This window comes from Streptomyces sp. NPDC086519 (assembly GCF_040686075.1).
Classification (GTDB): domain Bacteria; phylum Actinomycetota; class Actinomycetes; order Streptomycetales; family Streptomycetaceae; genus Streptomyces; species Streptomyces shenzhenensis.
The window spans coordinates 80,614-99,690 of record NZ_JBFBJL010000001.1 but is presented as its reverse complement, the minus strand read 5'-3'; the positions used below and the strand labels follow the sequence as shown (position 1 = coordinate 99,690).

The 19,077-nt window shown below is 71.6% G+C and carries 18 protein-coding genes; 13 read left to right on the top strand and 5 right to left on the bottom strand.

Annotation, left to right across the window (positions count from 1 at the left end; translation table 11 throughout):
• Nucleotides 1-24: 24 nt before the first annotated feature.
• Entirely contained in the window at nt 25-618 is a 594-nt protein-coding gene (locus AB0P24_RS00435; protein ID WP_365789511.1) for a CGNR zinc finger domain-containing protein, read from the bottom strand.
• Between the two features lie 99 nt (nt 619-717).
• Between AB0P24_RS00435 and AB0P24_RS00430 the strand changes: the two genes are divergently transcribed.
• From AB0P24_RS00430 to AB0P24_RS00420, 3 genes are all read left to right on the top strand, one after another.
• Nucleotides 718-1,062, top strand: a complete 345-nt coding sequence (locus tag AB0P24_RS00430; RefSeq protein ID WP_365789509.1) for a hypothetical protein — start codon at nt 718-720, stop codon at nt 1,060-1,062.
• 89 nt (nt 1,063-1,151) lie between these two features.
• Nucleotides 1,152-1,838, top strand: a complete 687-nt coding sequence (gene rpe / locus AB0P24_RS00425) for a ribulose-phosphate 3-epimerase (protein ID WP_365789507.1) — start codon at nt 1,152-1,154, stop codon at nt 1,836-1,838.
• 78 nt (nt 1,839-1,916) lie between these two features.
• Entirely contained in the window at nt 1,917-2,960 is a 1,044-nt protein-coding gene (locus tag AB0P24_RS00420; protein ID WP_365789505.1) for a sugar-binding domain-containing protein, read from the top strand.
• An 80-nt stretch (nt 2,961-3,040) separates the two neighbouring features.
• Here AB0P24_RS00420 and AB0P24_RS00415 read toward each other — a convergent pair whose 3' ends face one another.
• A complete protein-coding gene (locus AB0P24_RS00415) occupies nt 3,041-3,631 on the bottom strand; it encodes a TetR/AcrR family transcriptional regulator (RefSeq protein ID WP_365789503.1) in 591 nt (196 codons plus the stop codon).
• Between the two features lie 55 nt (nt 3,632-3,686).
• Nucleotides 3,687-4,994: an MFS transporter gene (locus tag AB0P24_RS00410; protein WP_365789501.1), complete on the bottom strand. Its 1,308-nt coding sequence runs from the start codon at nt 4,992-4,994 to the stop codon at nt 3,687-3,689.
• 299 nt (nt 4,995-5,293) lie between these two features.
• Here AB0P24_RS00410 and AB0P24_RS00405 point away from each other — a divergent pair, with 299 nt between their 5' ends.
• The 3 genes from AB0P24_RS00405 to AB0P24_RS00395 all read left to right on the top strand — a co-directional run bounded on the left by AB0P24_RS00405 (nt 5,294) and on the right by AB0P24_RS00395 (nt 8,541).
• Complete coding sequence (locus tag AB0P24_RS00405) at nt 5,294-6,259, top strand: Dyp-type peroxidase (protein WP_365789499.1); 966 nt, start codon at nt 5,294-5,296, stop codon at nt 6,257-6,259.
• Nucleotides 6,260-6,487: 228 nt separating this feature from the next.
• Entirely contained in the window at nt 6,488-7,930 is a 1,443-nt protein-coding gene (locus AB0P24_RS00400) for a GuaB1 family IMP dehydrogenase-related protein (RefSeq protein WP_365789497.1), read from the top strand.
• Between the two features lie 158 nt (nt 7,931-8,088).
• Nucleotides 8,089-8,541 carry an Lrp/AsnC family transcriptional regulator gene (locus AB0P24_RS00395; RefSeq protein ID WP_046726552.1) on the top strand — a complete coding sequence of 151 codons (453 nt, stop codon included), beginning with the start codon at nt 8,089-8,091 and terminating at the stop codon, nt 8,539-8,541.
• A 179-nt stretch (nt 8,542-8,720) separates the two neighbouring features.
• Here AB0P24_RS00395 and AB0P24_RS00390 read toward each other — a convergent pair whose 3' ends face one another.
• Nucleotides 8,721-9,461, bottom strand: a complete 741-nt coding sequence (locus tag AB0P24_RS00390; protein WP_365789495.1) for a GntR family transcriptional regulator — start codon at nt 9,459-9,461, stop codon at nt 8,721-8,723.
• Between the two features lie 236 nt (nt 9,462-9,697).
• On the opposite strand from AB0P24_RS00390, the gene AB0P24_RS00385 reads away from it, so the two are divergent.
• From AB0P24_RS00385 to AB0P24_RS00355, 7 genes are all read left to right on the top strand, one after another.
• The gene (locus AB0P24_RS00385; RefSeq protein WP_365789493.1) at nt 9,698-10,858 is read left to right on the top strand and encodes an extracellular solute-binding protein; all 1,161 of its coding nucleotides are present in this window, start codon (nt 9,698-9,700) and stop codon (nt 10,856-10,858) included.
• Nucleotides 10,855-11,754 (top strand): ABC transporter permease, encoded by a 900-nt coding sequence (locus tag AB0P24_RS00380; protein ID WP_365789491.1) that lies wholly within the window; start codon nt 10,855-10,857, stop codon nt 11,752-11,754. Before AB0P24_RS00385 ends, AB0P24_RS00380 begins: the two co-directional genes overlap by 4 nt.
• Nucleotides 11,739-12,557 (top strand): ABC transporter permease subunit, encoded by an 819-nt coding sequence (locus tag AB0P24_RS00375; RefSeq protein WP_365789489.1) that lies wholly within the window; start codon nt 11,739-11,741, stop codon nt 12,555-12,557. The genes AB0P24_RS00380 and AB0P24_RS00375 overlap by 16 nt, the downstream gene beginning before the upstream one ends.
• A 6-nt stretch (nt 12,558-12,563) precedes the next feature.
• Nucleotides 12,564-13,628 (top strand): ABC transporter ATP-binding protein, encoded by a 1,065-nt coding sequence (locus tag AB0P24_RS00370; RefSeq protein ID WP_365789487.1) that lies wholly within the window; start codon nt 12,564-12,566, stop codon nt 13,626-13,628.
• A 94-nt stretch (nt 13,629-13,722) separates the two neighbouring features.
• Nucleotides 13,723-15,198, top strand: a complete 1,476-nt coding sequence (locus tag AB0P24_RS00365) for an HAD-IA family hydrolase (RefSeq protein ID WP_365789485.1) — start codon at nt 13,723-13,725, stop codon at nt 15,196-15,198.
• Nucleotides 15,199-15,459: 261 nt separating this feature from the next.
• Nucleotides 15,460-16,248: a carbon-nitrogen hydrolase family protein gene (locus AB0P24_RS00360; RefSeq protein WP_365789483.1), complete on the top strand. Its 789-nt coding sequence runs from the start codon at nt 15,460-15,462 to the stop codon at nt 16,246-16,248.
• A gap of 66 nt (nt 16,249-16,314) precedes the next feature.
• Entirely contained in the window at nt 16,315-18,027 is a 1,713-nt protein-coding gene (locus tag AB0P24_RS00355) for an NAD(P)/FAD-dependent oxidoreductase (RefSeq protein ID WP_365789481.1), read from the top strand.
• Between the two features lie 30 nt (nt 18,028-18,057).
• Here AB0P24_RS00355 and AB0P24_RS00350 read toward each other — a convergent pair whose 3' ends face one another.
• A complete protein-coding gene (locus AB0P24_RS00350; RefSeq protein ID WP_365789479.1) occupies nt 18,058-18,987 on the bottom strand; it encodes an LLM class F420-dependent oxidoreductase in 930 nt (309 codons plus the stop codon).
• Nucleotides 18,988-19,077 lie beyond the last annotated feature (90 nt).

Sequence of the window (19,077 nt, the reverse complement as noted above, 5' to 3'; positions counted from 1 at the left end):
TGTGGTCGGTCGGCCTGCGGCGCGCTACGCGCGCGCGGCCGCCCGACGCTGCCGTGAGGCCCGCAGGTTCACGGCGTTGCCGCAGATGCGCACGTCATGCCAGACGCCGTTGTTGGGATTCGTGCCGTCGTAGAACGCGACCGAGCAGACCCGGTTACGGCACATCTTCAGACGACGCCAGGTACCCGTCAGTCGGGCGTTCGTGATCTCTTTGAGCACGGCCGCGACGACCCACGGGACGTCCTTGCCGTGCGGCGCCAGCGAGAAGACGCCATCGGCGTCGATCCGCACCTCGAGCGCGCCGCTCACCCCCTTCGGAGCGGATCGGACCGGAGTGTCGCGCACTGCACCCGACACCGTCATCTGCAGCGACGCGCGTAGCTGCTGAAGCCGCACCAGCCCCGGTTCGTCGACTTCGATCGTCGGCGCCTCCGCCCCGGTACGTCGACTCCATTCGTCCAGCGCGCCGGCGAGCCATGACGTCGCAGAAGCCGGCGTCGAGAGCAGGTCCGCGAGCGCGGGCTTGCCGGCGGCGCGAGTGTTCAGGACCTCCTGGACGAGGACGAGCGGTCCGGTGGCGATGCGGTCGGTGTAGCGCTCGCTCGCGAGTTCAGACATAGGCATAGCTTATTAGCTCCAGTCCTCATTGGCGAGGAGAACGGGATCGTCACCGAGAAGGACCCTAACGGCGATGCCGTGCGTTCGACGCACCGGAGAGTGCTCGGCGACCGGACCCGGGTGCTGGGGCCGAACCATCCCGGCACACTGACGACGCGGCTCGCGATCCGTGTGGCCGCGTTCGGCCGGGACCACCCCGGGACGCTGAAAAACCGCTTCGACGTCGCGGCCATGCCAGGCAAGGCCGGCCAGGCGCGACAAGAGAGCGATCTGCGATTCGCCATCGCCGGGCTGATGGCGCGGAGCAGCACGGACCGGGCGCTCCAGCTCCTGTCCGACCTGCTGAAGGACCAGATCCGCGTTCTCGGCCTGACTCACCAGGACACCTCGGCCACCGGGCAGCTCATCCGGGCGCTGACGGAGAAGAAGCGGCGCCGCTCCTGAGCGGCAGTGGCCGCGGTCCGCCCGCTCAGGCGGGCTTCCCGGCCGGCACCGGCGCGAACATCCGTGCCCGGACATGGCACGCTTGGGGCATGGCCGTGCAGATCAACCCCAGTATCCTGTCCGCCGACTTCGCCCGCCTCGCGGACGAGGCCAAGGCGGTCGAAGGCGCCGACTGGCTCCACGTCGACGTCATGGACAACCACTTCGTCCCCAACCTCACGCTCGGTGTGCCGGTCGTAGAGTCCGTGGCCCGTGCTACGGACACCCCGCTGGACTGCCATCTGATGATCGAGGCCCCCGACCGGTGGGCACCCCAGTACGTCGAAGCGGGTGCCTCCTCCGTCACCTTCCACGTGGAGGCGGCGGCCGCCCCGGTCCGGCTCGCTCGTGAGATCCGGGCGAAGGGCGCCCGCGCCTCCATGGCGCTCAAGCCCGCGACGCCCATCGAGCCTTACGAGGACCTGCTCCCCGAGCTGGACATGCTGCTGATCATGACGGTGGAGCCGGGCTTCGGCGGTCAGGCGTTCCTCGACATCATGCTGCCCAAGATCCGCCGCACCCGGGAGTTGATCAGCAAGCACGGACTGGAACTGTGGCTCCAGGTCGACGGTGGAGTTTCCGCGTCGACGATCGAGCGGTGCGCGGACGCCGGAGCCGACGTTTTTGTGGCAGGTTCTGCGGTGTACGGGGCAAACGACCCGGCAGAGGCGGTACGTGCACTACGCACGCAGGCGGAGGCGGCCACCGCCCGGGCGTCGTGGGCGTGCGACCACTGAGGTACGGGAACGTGAACGGCTTCGATCAGGGCTGATCAAGTGCGCCGGATCTGCAAGGATGAACGGCGTATCCAGAGTGTGAACAGCAGTGAGGAGATGGCCGTGTCGGGTATGTCGGCGGGCCGGTCAGCCGTGCGGATGGGACCCGCAGAGCTGGTGCAGGCGGCGGCCATGGCCCGCCGCTTCTATCTCGAAGGCAAGTCCAAGATCCAGATCGCTGAGGAGTTCGGCGTCAGCCGCTTCAAAGTGGCCCGGGTACTGGAGACTGCCCTCGAAAGGGATCTCGTACGCATCGAGATCCGCGTACCGGCCGAACTGGACGCCGAGCGCTCGGACGCGCTCCGCGCCCGCTACGGCCTGAGGCATGCCGTGGTGGTCGAGTCCCCGGCCGAGGCGGAGGAGACCCCCGACCCCGAGAACCTCGGCGAGGTCGCCGCGGACCTGCTCGGCGAACTCGTCAACGAGGGGGACGTGCTCGGCCTCGCCTGGGGCCGCTCCACCATCCACATGGCGGCCGCGCTCGACCGGCTGCCGCCGTGCACGGTGGTGCAGCTGACCGGTGTGTACGACGCGGGGACCTCCGAGCGCGGCTCGGTCGAGGCCGTACGGCGAGCCGCCCAGGTGTCCGGCGGCGACGCCCACCCCATCTACGCGCCGATGCTGCTGCCCGACGCGGCCACCGCGGCCGCGCTGCGCAACCAGACCGGGATCGCCCGGGCCTTCGAGTACTTCGACAAGGTCACGGTCGCCTGTGTCTCCATCGGATCCTGGGAGCCCGGTATCTCCACGGTGCACGACATGCTCAGCGACGAGGAGCGCGCGCACTACGCCACGCTGGGGGTCGCCGCCGAGATGGCCGCGCACCTCTTCGACGCCGAGGGCCGCCGGGTCGGACGGGACCTGGGGGAACGCTGCATCACGGTCAAGGCCGACCAGTTGCGCCGTATCCCCGAGGTCGTCGCGATCGCGGGCGGGCAGCGCAAGGCGGCCGCGATCGACGCGGTGCTGCGGTCGGGGCTGGTCACGAGCCTCGTCACCGACACCTCGGCCGCCGACTACCTGATGACGGCGGGCACCACCCCCAAGCCCGCGCTGAACCGCGCGGACCCGGACGGCCCCTGACCGCGACCGCGGCGGCGCCGCGGCAGCCGGGGTGACAACGCTGCCGCGGCGGACCGGCGGACCCGCCGGGGAAACGGCTCTCAGGACCCGGTCGGCAGTGCCGCGTCGATCAGGGCGGCGGCCGCCTCCCGGGCGACCGCGCCCACCGAAGGGTCACGGTCCATCCGCGCGGACACCCCACCCCCGTCGTACAGCAGGTGCAGCCGGCGGGCGAGGCCCTCGGGATCCGGGGCGCCGGCGTCCCGGGCGAGGTCGGTGAACAGGGTCCGGACCCAGGCGCGAGAGGCGTCGGAGGCCTCCTCGATGGCGCTGCCGTGCTTGGCCTCGGCGCTGGCCGCCACGAAGGCGCACCCGTGGTAGTTCTGCTCGGTGAAGAGCTCGGCCTGCGCGTCGAAGACGGCCAGCAGCCGGTCCCGCGGGGTGTCGGCGCCCGCGACGGCGCGCAGCAGCCGCTCGGTCACCCGGGCGTGCCGGGAGTCGAGGTAGGCACGGATGAGCTGTTCCTTGCCGCCGAAGGTGTTGTACAGCGAGGCCTTGGCGACCCCGGCGTGCTCGATGATCCGGTCGATGCCGACCGTCTGCACGCCCTCCGCGTAGAACAGCTCGTTCGCCGCCGAGAGCAGCCGCTCCCGGGCCGTAGGGGCCTTGGCGGCGGTCAACGTCTTCGTCATGCCACTCACCTTCCCGACATCTCCAGTCTACGGCTGACCAGACCGGTCTACTCAGTCATCGCGCCTGGTTGACGTGCTCTGTCTGCTCCGTGCGGACCGGCACCGTCTGCGGGCCGCCGGAGGCCACCAGCACCCCGGGCCCGGTCTGCGGCCTGCCGCGCAGCAGCAGGGCGGCCAGGGCCAGCAGCGCCAGGGCGATGACCACCGCGCCGTACTCCTCGGAGGTCGGGACCAGCCCGCCCCCGTGCACCACCAGCGCGCCGGCGGCGACCGCGGGGACGCCCATGCCGAGGTAGGCGACCATGAACAGCAGGGACAGCACGCCCGAGCTCTCGTGGGGCCTGGCCAGCGGCAGCACGGTGCGGATGCCGCCCTGGAAGCCGCTGCCGAAGCCGACGCCGGCGGCGGCCGTGCCGAGGAAGAACAGCGTCGGTGCGCTCAGGTCCACGGCCACCAGGGTCAGGGCCACCCCGGCGATGAGTGCGCCGATGCCGGTGTACATCACGGTCGTGGCCCGGGACGTGCGCAGGGCGAGGACCGAGGCGGCCGAGACGACCGCGAGGACGAAGAGGCCGAGGCCGCCCCAGACGGCGGAGGTGGAGCCGACCAGGGTGCGGATCAGGGCGGGGCCGAGCGAGCCGTAGAACCCGGCGAGCGCCCAGACGGCGAAGATGACGGGTGCCGCGGAGAGGGCCGCGCCACGGACCGTGCGGGGCAGCCGGATCTCGGGGACCAGGCTGGCCAGGGCGCCCGGCTCCTTGGTGACGGTCTCGTCGATCAGGGCGACGGCGACCGCCTGGGCCGCGAACACGGCCAGCAGGCCGAGGTAGATCGTGTGGGTCGGCGCGGGCAGATACTGCACCACGAATCCGCTGACCAGCGAGCCCGTCGCGGTGCCGAGACCGGGGGCGAAGGCGTTCGCCACGGTGCCGCGGGAACGGTTGATGTCCATCATCGCGGCGCCGACCGCGCCGAGCGCGGCGCCGGTGGACAGGCCCTGGACGACGCGGGCGACGAGCAGTTCGCCGACGCCTCCGGCGGTGGAGAACAGCAGCATCGCGGCTGCCTGGGCGGCGATCGCGGTGATCAGGACCGGGCGGCGGCCGACGTGGTCGGACAGCTTGCCGAGGACCAGCAGGCCGGAGAGGACGGCGATCGCGTAGACGCCGAAGACGACCGTGGTGGTGATCGAGGTGAAGCCCCATTCGGCCTGGTAGGTCGCGTAGAGCGGGGTGGGCGCGCTGGAGGCGGCGAGGAAGGAGACGATGACGGAGGCGAGCAGGTAGAACGCCGCACGCGGCGGGATCGGCCTGCGTGATGCCCTGGTGCGGTCGGTCCGCTCGTGCGGTGCTGGGTGGTTCATCGGAGATCCTTCGCGGGGACGGGCCCGAAGACCGTCGGTTCGGAGGTCCTTGGTGAGTAGACCTGTCTGTCTAGCTGGCCTGGTCAACCCCATGGACAGGTCTGTCTATTCCGCCGGGTGAAAGTTTCTTCGGGGAGTTCCGCGCACTCGGGCGGAGGCTCTCGCCTCTTCATGTGAGACCGAGATCTTTTTTTCCGACAATCTCCATGCCTCCGCATGGAGCGTCTCCATCGACTGGCCGCCGCCAACCCCGAGTATGTGTACGACAGGCCATGTGCCGATCGCATCGGGAGGACGCGTTGACCACTGAACCCCAGTCCGTGCCGGGAGCCGAACCGCAGCCGGTGCTCGGTCCGTTGACCACCGCCGCGATCTTCCTGGTGCTCACCGTCCGCCCCGGCGGCGAGCGGACGGCGCGGGAGGTGCTGGGCGATCTCCGCGCGCTGGAGCGCAGTTTCGGGTTCGGCGCCCCGGAAGCCGCGCTGAGCTGTGTGGCCGGGGTCGGCTCCGCCGCCTGGGACCGCCTGTTCGACCACCCCCGCCCGGCGGACCTGCACCCCTTCCGGCCGCTGGAGGGCCCCCGGCACACCGCGGTCGCCACCCCCGGCGACCTCCTGCTGCACATCCGGGCCACCCGGTTCGACCTGTGCTTCGGGCTCGCCGCCGAGATCATGCACCGGCTGCGCGACGCGGTGACCGTCGAGGACGAGGTGCAGGGCTTCAAGTACCTCGACGCCCGCGACCTGCTGGGCTTCGTCGACGGCACCGAGAACCCGGTGGGCGCCGCCGCCCGCCGGGCCGTCCTGATCGGCGGGGAGGATCCCGGCCACGCCGGCGGCAGCTACGTGGTCGTACAGAAGTACGTCCACGACCTCGACGCCTGGAACGCGCTGCCCGTGGAGGCGCAGGAGCGGATCATCGGGCGTACGAAGGCCACCAACCTCGAACTGGCGGAGCCGGCCTCCCACGTGGGCCTGAACACGATCACCGGACCCGACGGCGAGGAACAGCAGATCCTGCGGGACAACATGCCGTTCGGCAGCCCCGGCAGCGGTGAGTTCGGCACCTACTTCATCGGGTACGCCCGGACCCCGGACGTCATCGAGCACATGCTGCGCAACATGTTCCTCGGCACCCCGGACGCCGCCCACGACCGGATCCTCGACTTCTCCACCGCGCTCACCGGCACGCTCTTCTTCGTGCCCTCCGACGACTTCCTGGACGACCTGCCCGCGCTTCCCGAAGCCGGCGAGCGGGGACGGTGACACCGGTGTCCGCGCACGCGATCGGCCTGCGGGCGAGCGTCCTGCGCGCTACCGGACCCCGACCGGACGGCCCGCAGTGTCCCTGGAGGTTCCTCCAAGGAGGTCCTGACCTGGCTGGACGTTCGTCCCGGGCATGACGCAGGGGTCCGCATGGGAGAATGAAGTACGTGCTTTCCCCTTGGCCGGCCGGTCCGGGGGTCACCTCTGATCGACTGGGATGTGCGGCACGTGCGTTTCCTCAACGACATCCAGCCCGCGTACGACCTGACGTACGACGACGTGTTCATGGTGCCGAGCCGCTCCGCGGTCGGCTCGCGTCAGGGCGTGGACCTCAACTCGCCGGACGGCACCGGCACCACCATCCCGCTGGTCGTCGCCAACATGACCGCGATCGCGGGCCGGCGGATGGCCGAGACGGTGGCCCGGCGCGGCGGACTCGTCGTGATCCCCCAGGACATCCCGATCGACGTGGTCACCGATGTCATCACCTGGGTCAAGAGCCGCCACCTGGTGCTGGACACCCCGATCGTGCTGGCCCCGCACCAGACCGTCGCCGACGCCCTCGCCCTGCTGCCGAAGCGGGCGCACAACGCGGGTGTCGTCGTCGACGAGGACGGCCGTCCCGTCGGCGTCGTCACCGACCGGGACCTGACCGGCGTCGACCGGTTCACCCAGCTCACCGAGGTCATGTCCCGCGACCTGCTGCTCCTCGACGCGGACATCGACCCCCGCGAGGCCTTCAACAAGCTGGACGCCGCCAACCGCCGCTACGCCCCGGCGGTCGACCGGGACGGCAAGCTGGCCGGCATCCTCACCCGCAAGGGCGCCCTGCGCGCCACCCTGTACACCCCGGCGACCGACGCCAGGGGCAGGCTGCGCATCGCCGCCGCCGTCGGGATCAACGGGGACTTCGCGGACAAGGCCAAGCAGTTGCTCGACGCGGGCGTCGACACGCTCGTCATCGACACCGCGCACGGCCATCAGGAGTCGATGATCAGCGCGATCAAGCTGGTCCGCGGCCTCGACCCGGACGTCCCGATCGCGGCCGGCAACATCGTCTCCGCGGAAGGGGTCAAGGACCTCCTCGACGCCGGCGCGGACATCATCAAGGTCGGCGTGGGCCCGGGTGCCATGTGCACCACCCGCATGATGACCGGCGTCGGCCGGCCGCAGTTCTCGGCGGTCCTGGAGTGCGCCGCCGAGGCGAGGAAGTACGGCAAGCACGTCTGGGCCGACGGGGGTGTCCGGCACCCCCGTGACGTCGCCATGGCGCTGGCCGCCGGTGCGGCCAACGTGATGATCGGCTCCTGGTTCGCGGGCACCTACGAGTCCCCGGGCGACCTCCAGCAGGCCGCCGACGGGCGGCTGTACAAGGAGTCGTTCGGCATGGCCTCGGCGCGGGCGGTGCGCAACCGCACGTCGGACGAGTCGGCCTACGACCGGGCCCGCAAGGCCCTCTTCGAGGAGGGCATCTCCACGTCCCGGATGTACCTCGACCCGGCCCGGCCGGGTGTGGAGGACCTGATCGACTCGATCATCGCGGGTGTGCGGTCGTCGTGCACGTACGCGGGTGCGGGGTCGCTGGAGGAGTTCGCCGAGAAGGCGATCGTGGGGATCCAGAGCGCGGCGGGGTACGCGGAGGGCAAGCCGCTGCACGCGAGCTGGAGCTAGCCGCCGCGGTCCGGTGCGGGTCCGTCGAGGCCTGTCGCGCGGGTCCCCGCGCCCCTGCCGGGGCGCCGCCCGCTCCTGGACGGCCTCGGGCTCGTGTTCTACTTCGTGTACGGCCAGCGCCGGTCCCGTCCTGCATGACCTGAGAGCAGAACAACCCCTTGCTGAACGATCTCGACGAACGCATCGTGCACGCCCTCGCCGAGGACGCCCGCCGCTCCTACGCGGACATCGGGCAACTGGTCGGCCTGTCCGCGCCTGCCGTCAAACGGCGCGTGGACCGGCTGCGCGCCACCGGGGCGATCACCGGATTCACCGTACGGGTCGATCCGGCGGCCCTCGGCTGGGAGACGGAGGGGTTCGTCGAGATCTACTGCCGGCGCAACACCTCGCCGGAGACCATCCAGCGGGGGCTGGAGCGCTACCAGGAGGTGGTGGCCGCGTCGACCGTCACCGGGGAGGCCGACGCGGTCGTGCAGGTCTTCGCGTCGGACATGCGGCACTTCGAGAGGGTGCTGGAGCGGATCGCGGGGGAGCCGTTCGTGGAGCGGACCAAGTCGGTACTGGTGCTGTCGCCCCTGCTGAGGAGGTTCTCCTCGGGGGCGCCGGGGTGAGAGCGGGGGAGGGGCCGGGGGGTGCGGTGGTGTGCCGGGTGCGGGTGGTTCGTGGCTGGTCGCGCAGTTCCCCGCGCCCCTGGGCCGGCGGTGGTACCGCGCCCTGAAGGGGCGCGGGGAACTGCGCGAACAAGCCCCACCGGCCCGCACCCGGCACACCACCGCGCCCCCGGCCACCTCTACTCGGCGGTCTTCCTCGCCAACGCGTTGTTCCCGATGGAGTTGTGCACACTGAAGCTCACCGCATCCGACCGGTAGCGGTCGTCGGACCACTCCACCGGCCGCCCCTCCCGCGTCGTCGTCACCCGCCGCACCCGCAGCAGCGGGCTGGTCCGGCGGATGCCGAGCAGCCCGGCGTCCTGTGCCCCCGCCGCCACCGCGTCTATGACGTGCTCGCCGTACGCGAAGACCAGCCCCTTGTCCTCGTACAGGCGCTGCGTGACCGAGGGGCACTCCGGCTCTATCGCCTCCACCACCGGAGAGATCCAGTCCGCGTACACCGTGCGCTCCAGCAACACCGGTTCGCCGTCCAGCCCGCGTACCCGCAGGACATGCAGCACGGGCGTACCGATGCCGAGCTGGAGGCGAACGGCGTCCTCCTGTGTGGCCGGCCGGTATCCCTGGGAGACCACCCGCCCCGTCGCCTCGCGGCCCATCGCCCGCGCCCACTGCGCGAAGCTGCGCAGCTCCGCGAAGCTCTGGCTGCGGCGGCTGGCCAGCACCACTCGGCGGGCGCCCTGGCGGGAGCCGATCAGCCCCTCGGCGGTGAGTGCGGCGACCGCCTGGCGGACCGTGCCGCGGGAGACGCCGTACTCCGCGGCGAGTTCCGTCTCCGAGGGCAGCCGACTGCCGACGGTGTACTCCTCGCGGTCGATGGCGCGCCGCAGTTCGTCGGCGATCTCCTCGTGTCGCGCCGTCATGCTTCCCCTCTGAGTAGGCCGCTGTGCACAGCGTGACCAGCCTAATCGACGTTCCCGAGTGATTCGTGTCAGCGCGGAACAGGCCAGGATTGTGCAGGGAATTGGGGTTCAGGATTTATGCGGCGTTCACGTTCCCGACACCCACGCCGGGCGTACTGGGGCCAACTTGTTCAGACAAGTTTACTCGGCGCCGCCCACAGCGCCACTCACCCTCGTGTGTACTCCCTGGAGAGACCGTGACCGTGTCCCTGCCGAGAACCGCCCTCCTCGGCGGCTCCCTCGCCGCCGTAGCCGCGCTCGCCCTGAGCGGCTGCGGTGCCGCTCCCGACAACGCGTCGTCCACCACCTCCGGTGGCAAGAGCGCCGCCACCGCCACCTCCGCCGCCGACCTCGGTGGCATGGACAAGCTGATCGCCGCCGCCAAGAAGGAGGGCACGCTGCACATCATCGCCGTGCCCCGCGACTGGGCGAACTACGGCGCCATCATCGACGGCTTCCAGAAGAAGTACGGCATCAAGATCGAGGACGAGAGCCCCGACGGATCCAGCCAGGACGAGATCAACGCCGTGACGTCGAGGAAGGGGCAGGACCGGGCCCCGGACGTGCTCGACCTCGGCTCCTCGTTCGCGCTCAGCGCCGCCCAGCAGGGGCTGCTCGCGCCCTACAAGGTGACCTCGTACTCCGACATCCCCGAGGGCCAGAAGGACGCGCAGGCCCGCTGGTACAACGACTACGGCGGCTACATCTCCATCGGCTGCGACGCGAAGCGGGTCAAGACCTGCCCGACCACCTTCGCCGACCTGCTCAAGCCGCAGTACAAGGGCCAGGTCGCCCTCAACGGCAACCCGACCAAGTCCGGCTCGGCGTTCGGCGGCGTCTACGCGGCGGCGCTCGCCGACAAGGGCTCCTTCGACGACATCCAGCCGGGTCTGGACTTCTTCGCCAAGCTGAAGAAGAACGGCAACTACACGCCCGTGGAGTCCACCCCGGCCACCGTCGAGAAGGGCGAGACGCCCATCTCCATCGACTGGGACTACCTGAACGCCGGATACGCCGACGAGTTCAAGTCCAAGGGCGTGGACTGGAAGGTGTCGATCCCGAGCGACGGCCAGTACGCCCAGTACTACTCCCAGGCCATCAACAAGGACGCCCCGCACCCGGCGGCCGCCCGCCTGTGGCAGGAGTACCTGTACAGCACCGAGGGCCAGAACCTGTGGCTCAAGGGGTACGCGCGTCCGGTCCTGATGTCCGCCATGGAGAAGGCCGGCACCCTGGACAAGACCGCCGCGGCCAAGCTGCCCGCGGTCACCGGCACGCCCGCCTTCCCGACCGAGGCCCAGCAGGACAAGGCCAAGACGGTGCTCACGACGGGCTGGTCGAAGGCCGTCTCCGGATGACGGCCACGCTCACGCGGGCCGACGTGGCGTCCGCCGCTTCCCAGAAGCGGCGGCGCCGCGCCCCCGGCTGGATCGCCGTCGTCCCGCTCCTCGTCTTCACGGCCGTCGCCTTCGGGCTGCCGGCCGTGGCCATGCTGAACGGCGCCTTCACGGTCAAGGACCCGACGAGCGGGGTCTCCTCGTACACCGGGCGCAACCTCACCGACTCCCTCCAGGGGCCGTACCTCACCGCTCTCGTCGGCAGCGTGAAGTTGTCCGCGCTCTCCGCCCTGATCGGCGCCGTCGTCGGGCTGCCGCTCGCGCAGGCCGTCGTCAGCTCGCGCTCCCGGGCGCTGCGGGAGGCCGTGCTCACCGCCTCCGGTGTGCTCGCCAACTTCGGCGGCGTGCCGCTGGCGTTCGCCTTCGTGGCCACTCTCGGCAACGCCGGTGTGCTGACCGTGCGCCTGCACCTCGCGGACCACGGCTGGGACCTGTACAGCTTCTGGGGGCTCGTACTGGTCTACCTGTACTTCCTGATTCCGCTGATGGTCCTCACCATCACCCCGGCACTGGACGGGCTGCGGGCGCAGTGGCGGGAGGCCGCGCTCAACAACGGCGCCACCGGCGTGCAGTACTGGCGGTTCGTGGCCCTGCCCGTGCTCGCGCCCTCGCTGCTCGGCGGGCTCGTGCTGCTCTTCGGCAGCGCCTTCGCCGCCTACGCCACCGCCGCCGCGATGGTCGGCAGCGCGGTCCCGCTGGTCACCCTGCAGATCGCCGACGCGCTCTCCGGCAACGTCCTGGTGGGCCAGGAGAACGTGGCCCTCGCCCTGAGCCTGGACATGGTGCTGGTGGCCGGCGTGGTGATGGCCGTGTACCTGCCCCTGCAACGACGGAGCGCCCGATGGCTCGACGCCTGACCCCCTGGCGCTGGGCCGTCCTCGGCCTGGCCGCCCTCTACTTCCTGGTCCCGCTGGGCGCCTCCGTCCTCTTCACGGTGGACGTGCCCGGCCAGGGCGTCACCTTCGACGCCTACACCCAGATCCTGTCCGCCGACGGGTTCGTGTCCAGCCTGTTGCTCTCACTGGAGCTGGCGGTCGCCACCATCGCCGTCGTGCTGCTGCTGACGGTGCCCGCCGTGGTCGCCCTGCGGCTCAGCGCGCCCAGGCTGCGCCCCGTGGTCGAGATCGTCTGCTCGCTGCCGCTGGTGGTGCCGCCGATCGCGTTCGTCGCCGGCATCGCGAGCGTGCTCAAGTGGGGGCCGGACCACCTCTCCCGGACCCCGCTCTTCGAGACCTTCGTCGCCATCCAGAACCCGAGCTTCCCGGTCGTCCTGGTCCTCGCCTACGTCGTGATGGCGCTGCCCTTCGTCTACCGCGCCCTGGACGCCGGACTGCGCGCGATCGACGTGCGCACCCTCGTCGAGGCCGCCCGCAGCTGCGGCGCCAACTGGCCGCAGGCCCTCGTCCGCGCCGTCCTGCCCAACCTGCGGGGGGCGCTGCTCAACGCGGCCTTCCTCACGCTGGCCCTGGTGCTCGGCGAGTTCACCGTGGCCCGGCTGCTCGGCTTCGAGCCCTTCGCCGTGTGGATCTACGACGTCGGCGGCTCGCAGGCCCAGATGTCCGTCGCCGTCTCCGTGCTCAGTCTCCTGGTGACCTGGGCCCTGCTCCTCGCGCTCGCCGGTGTCGGCGGCCGTGACCGTACCGCTTCCTCCCGGGGATGAGACACCATGACCACCGCCACCTTTGAGAAGGCCGCCACCGTCGAGTTCCGGTCGCTGCGACGCGAGTTCGGCGCCACCGTCGCCCTCGACGGCCTCGACCTGACCGTTCAGCAGGGCGAGTTCCTCGCCCTGCTCGGCCCGTCCGGCTGCGGCAAGACCACCGCGCTGCGCATGCTCGCCGGGTTCGAACACCCCGACTCCGGCGCCGTGCTGGTGGACGGCGAGGACGTCACCCGGGTCCCGGCGCACCGCCGTGACGCCGGGATGGTCTTCCAGTCGTACAGCCTCTTCCCGCATCTGAACGCCGTGGACAACGTGGCCTTCGGCATGCGGATGCGCAAGGTGCGCACGAGTGAACGGCGGGCGCGGGCCGCCGAGTTGCTGGAGCTGGTCGGGCTCGGCGACAAGGGGGAGCGGTTCCCGCACCAGCTCTCCGGCGGCCAGCAGCAGCGCGTCGCGCTGGCCCGCGCCCTGGCCCTGCGCCCCCGCGTGCTCCTCCTCGACGAGCCGCTGTCCGCCCTGGACGCCAAGGTCCGGCTCAGCCTCCGCGAGGAGATCCGCCGGCTCCAGCGGGAACTGGGCATCACCACGCTGTTCGTGACGCACGATCAGGAGGAGGCGCTGTCCATCGCCGACCGGGTCGCCGTGATGCGCGCCGGGCGGCTCGAACAGTGCGCCGAACCCGCCGAGCTGTACGGCCGCCCGGCCACCGCCTTCGTCGCCGAGTTCGTCGGCACGATGAGCCGGATCCCGGGGACGGTCAAGGACGGCTCGGTCGAGGTGCTCGGGCAGCGGCTGCCGGCCGACGGGCAGGCGCCGGGCGCGGGCGAGGTCGACGTGCTCGTGCGGCCGGAGGCGGTCCGGGTGCGCGCGGACGGCGCCGGTACGGCCACCGTCGTCGCCACCGCCTTCCTGGGCGCCGTCGTCCGGGTCACCGTACGGCTGGCCGACGGTACCGAGGCCAAGGCCGACCTGCCCGCCCACGAGGCCGCCGAGCTGGGCGCCGGATCAGCCGTGAGCGTGTCGCTGCCCGAGCGGCCGGTGCTCGTGGCGGAACGCGCCCCGAAGTAGCGCCTCCACCAAGCCAGCAGCGCATCTACCAGCCGGCAGTGTGGGTACCAGCCCGTAGCGCGTCCACAGGCCGGCAGTGAGGAACGACGACGACGTGACCCCCCACCCACGACTCCCGCACACCCAGGTCCCGGCCCGCCCGCCCTGGGCTGTCCTGTTCGACATGGACGGAACGCTCGTCGACACCGAGCGACTGTGGTGGGAGGCGGTGGAACAGGTCGCCGGGCGGCCGCTCACCGAGGCCGACGAACCCGAGGTGCTCGGCCGACCGGTGGAGCACACCGCCGACTGGCTCGCCGCCGCCACGGGCAGGCCGGCCGCGGCTCTGGCGGCCGGCCTGCACCGGGAGTTCGCGGACCGCGTCCGCACCGGCATCGTGCCCCGCCCCGGCGCCCTCGACCTGCTGGACGCGCTGGCCGCGGCCGGCGTCCCCACCGCCCTGGTCACCGCGTCCCCACGCGCGGTCGCCGACCTCGTCCTCGACGCCCTCGGCCCAGACCGGTTCGCCGTCTCCGTCACCGCTGACGACACCGGCCGCACCAAGCCCGCCCCCGACCCGTACCTGGCAGCCTGCCGCGCCCTCGGCGTCGACCCGGCGGCCTGTGTCGCCGTCGAGGACACCGAGACCGGGGTCGCCTCCGCCGAGGCCGCCGGATGTGCCGTGCTGGCCGTGCCCTCGCTCGCCCCGATCGGCGGCGCGCCCGGCCGGACCGTCCGTGACACGCTGGTCGGGGTCACCCCGAGGGAGCTGAGCGAGATGGCCGCACCGGAACTCCGCGTGATGTCCTGGAACCTGTGGCTCGGCGGCAGCCCGGTCGACGACCACCGGGCCAAGCAGGTCAAGGCCATCATGGACGCGGGCGCGGACGTCGTCGGCCTCCAGGAGACCGCCGGGACCAGCGCGCGGGAGCTCGCCGACGCCCTGGGCTGGCACCACCACACGGCGGGCGAGAACCTCGGGATCATCAGCCGCTTCCCGGTCACCGCCCGCCTCGGCGACCCGGACGTCGGCTTCTACGGAGCCGCCGGGGTGCGGATCGCGTTGCGCCCCGGCCGCGAGGTCGAGATCTGGACCGCGCACCTGCACTACACGCCGTACGGGCCCTACGAGTTCCACTTCGACGGGCTGGGCGCCGACGAGCTGATCGCCCACGAGGAGGTGCGGCTCGAACAGATGAGGCAGGCCCTGCGGCGGATCGGGGACCCAGAGGTGCCCGTGGTGCTCATGGGGGACTTCAACTGCCCGTCCCACCTGGACTGGCCGGCGGTCCGGTGGCCGGTGACCAGGGCCGCGGAGGAGGCCGGGTTCCGTGACTCCTACCGGGAGGCGCACCCGGACCCGGCCGCCGCGCCCGGCCACACCTGGTCGCCGATCCACCCCGTCCACGAGGACGGCAGCGGGCGGCCCGAACCGCAGGACCGGATCGACTACGTGCTGCACAGGGGGCTGCGCGTGCTCGACTCCCGGACCTGGGTCACCGGAGACCCGGTGCCCTGGCCCGAAGTGGCGGGCAACGACTGGCCCTCCGACCACGCGGCCGTCGTCACCGTGTTCGCCGTGGAGCTCTGACCAGGGGGAGGCCGGCCTGGTACGGACCGACCCGCCGCGCCGGGTGGCACCGGCCGGCCCCGCCGCCGCCCCCGGGCCGCCGAAGGAGATCGTGGAGCGGCCGCGGGACCCGTGCCCCGCGCAACGAATCGCCGCCGTACCCCCGCCGCACGCAACGAACCGCCCACCGGCACGCAACGGCTCCTTCTTGTCCGGCCCGGCCCGCCGACCTTACGGTCTAAATGGCCCACAGACCCCCTTTCGTACCCGGTGAGGACCCGCATGCGCACCGCCCTGCTCCAGAGCTCCGGCCGCCCCGGCTCGACCGCCGAGAACCTCAAGGTGCTCGACGCCGCCGCCGGCCGGGCCGCCGCCGCGGGCGCCGCGCTGCTCGTCGCCCCGGAGATGTTCCTGACCGGCTACGCGATCGGCGACGACATCGCCCGCCTCGCCGAGCCCGCCGGCGGCGACAGCGCGGACGCGATCGCCGAGCTGGCCCGCCGGCACGGCCTGGCCGTCGCCTACGGCTACCCGGAGCGCGACGGCGACCGCGTCCACAACTCCGCCCAGCTGATCTCCGCCGACGGGACCCGGCTCGCGAACTACCGCAAGTCCCACCTCTTCGGCGGCTTCGAGCAGGACCACTTCACCGCGGGCGACCAGCCGGTCGTCCAGGCGGAGCTGAACGGCCTCACCGTCGGGATCATGATCTGCTACGACGTGGAGTTCCCGGAACTCGTCCGCGCCCACGCCCTGGCCGGCACCGACCTGCTGCTGGTCCCGACGGCGAACATGCACCCGTTCGAGCTCGTCGCCGAGTCCCTGGTCCCGGTGCGGGCCTGGGAGAACCAGATGTACGTGGCGTACGCCAACCGCGTCGGCCAGGAAGGGGAGTTCGAGTTCTTCGGGCTCTCCGCGCTGGCCGGACCCGACGGGGTCGCCCGCGCCCGCGCCGGTCGCGGTGAGGAACTCGTCCTCGCCGACCTCGACCCCGCCCTCCTCGCCGCCTCCCGCGAGGCGAACCCGTATCTGAAGGACCGCCGCCCCGGCCTCTACGGGTCCCTGATCTGACCTCTCCCCCCGCTCTTCTCTCGTTCTCCGCTCTTCTTCCAGCTTTCCGCAAGGAGTCCGTACCCCATGACGTCCACGGTGCCCAACGCCGTCGAGCACGCCGACGAGCAGCAGCCGCCGATCACCATGTTCGGCCCGGACTTCCCGTACGCCTACGACGACTTCCTCGCCCATCCGGCGGGCCTCGGCCAGATCCCGGCGACCGAGCACGGCACCGAGGTCGCCGTCATCGGCGGTGGCCTGTCCGGCATCGTGGCCGCCTACGAGCTGATGAAGATGGGCCTGAAGCCCGTCGTGTACGAGGCCGACAGGATCGGCGGCCGGCTGCGGACCGTCGGCTTCGAGGGCTGCGACCCCTCGCTGAGAGCCGAGATGGGCGCGATGCGGTTCCCGCCGTCCTCCACCGCCCTCCAGCACTACATCGACCTGGTGGGCCTGGAGACCCGCCCGTTCCCCAACCCCCTCGCGGAGGCGACCCCTTCGACTGTCGTCGACCTCAAGGGCGAGTCGCACTACGCCGAGACGATCGACGATCTCCCGCAGGTCTACCGGGACGTCGCCGACGCCTGGAACAAGTGCCTGGAGGAGGGCGCCGACTTCTCCGACATGAACCGCGCCATGCGCGAGCGGGACGTGCCGCGCATCCGGGAGATCTGGGCGAAGCTCGTCGAGAAGCTCGACAACCAGACCTTCTACGGCTTCCTCTGCGACTCCGAGGCCTTCAGGTCCTTCCGGCACCGCGAGATCTTCGGCCAGGTCGGCTTCGGAACGGGCGGCTGGGACACCGACTTCCCCAACTCCATCCTGGAGATCCTGCGGGTCGTCTACACGGAGGCGGACGACCACCACCGCGGCATCGTCGGCGGCTCCCAGCAGCTGCCGCTCCGGCTCTGGGAGCGCGAGCCGGAGAAGATCGTGCACTGGGGGTACGGGACCTCGCTCGCGACCCTGCACGAGAACGGCGCGCCCCGCCCCGCCGTGACCCGGCTGCACCGCACCACCGGCAACCGGATCACCGTGACGGACGCCGACGGCGACATCCGCACCTACCAGGCGGCGGTCTTCACCGCCCAGTCGTGGATGCTGCTCTCCAAGATCGCTTGCGACGACTCGCTCTTCCCGATCGACCACTGGACCGCGATCGAGCGCACCCACTACATGGAGTCCTCGAAGCTGTTCGTGCCGGTGGACCGGCCGTTCTGGCTGGACAAGGCCGTCGACGAGAAGGGAAATCCGACGGGCCGGGACGTCATGTCGATGACGCTCACCGACCGGATGACGCGCGGCACCTACCTCCTCGACGACGGCCCGGACCGGCCCGCCGTCATCTGCCTCTCCTACACCTGGTGCGACGACAGCCTGAAGTGGCTGCCGCTGTCCGCGCACGAGCGGATGGAGGTGATGCTGAAGTCACTCGGCGAGATCTACCCGAAGGTCGACATCAGGAAGCACGTCATCGGCAACCCGGTGACCGTGTCCTGGGAGAACGAGCCCTATTTCATGGGCGCGTTCAAGGCCAACCTGCCGGGCCACTACCGCTACCAGCGGCGCCTGTTCACGCACTTCATGCAGGACCGGCTGCCGGCCGACAAGCGGGGCATCTTCCTCGCCGGCGACGACATCTCCTGGACGGCGGGCTGGGCCGAGGGCGCCGTCCAGACCGCGCTGAACGCGGTCTGGGGCGTCATGCACCACTTCGGCGGAACGACCGACCCGGCCAACCCCGGCCCCGGTGACGTCTACGACGAGATCGCACCGGTCGAGCTCCCCGAGGACTGACCGGTCGAGGACTGACCGGTCGAGGACCGACTAGACCCCGGCCGCCCGCGCCTTCTCGTACACCTCGGCGGCGACGTCCTTGAGTTCCCGGGCGTCGCGCGGGGTGGTCTGGAGGTCGATGAGGATCTCCTCCAGGCCGACCGCCGCGTGGGCCACGAGGTCCTCGACGATCTGGTCGACGCTGCCCTGGAAGGGGCGGCGGTCGGAGCCGTCGTAGGCCTTGGGCGTGTACACGGCGTTGACCCGCACGACCGTCTGGATCGGTTCCTTCCGGCCGCGCTCGGCCGCCAGGTCCCGCAACTCCTGCCACTGCGTGGCGAGCTGCTCGGGGCCCATGCCGACGGGCAGCCAGCCGTCCGCGTGGTCGACCAGCCGGCGCAGGGCCTTCCTGCCGTGCGCGCCCAGCATGATCGGGATCGGCCGGGCGGGCTTGGGGCCGACCACGGCGGAGGCGATCTTCGTGATCCGCCCGTCGTAGCGCACGGGGTCCGGGCCCCATACCGCCCGGCACACGTCGATGATCTCGTCGAGCACCCGGCCGCGCTCCTCGAACGGCCGGACACCGGCCGCCGCGTACTCGTCGAGGGACCAGCCGGTGCCCAGGCCCGCCACCACCCGGCCGCCGCTCGCCGCGTCCAGCGAGGCCAGGGACTTGGCCAGTTGGAAGGGGTTGTGCAGAGGCGCCACCAGCACGCTGCTGCCCAGCCGGGCCCGCTCGGTGGCCGCGGCGGCGAGGGTGAGCGTGACCAGCGGGTCGGCCACGCCCCGGTAGTTGTCGGGCCAGGGAACCCCTTCCATGCCGTACAGCCCCTGGGTGGCGGGCTCCGGGAACAGCGCACGCTCGAAGACCCACAGGCTCTCGTAGCCGATCCGTTCGGCGGCGCGTGCCACGTCGGGGACGTCGGTGCCGAGGGAGTACTGCCGCATCTGGGGAAGCGAGAGGCCGAGCCGGACGGTCATACCGGTGCTCCTTTGCAGTCGGGTGCCTGCCGTGAACGTACGGCGGTCGGCCGGGATTCCGATCACGGCTCGCGGCCGACCGGATCCGGC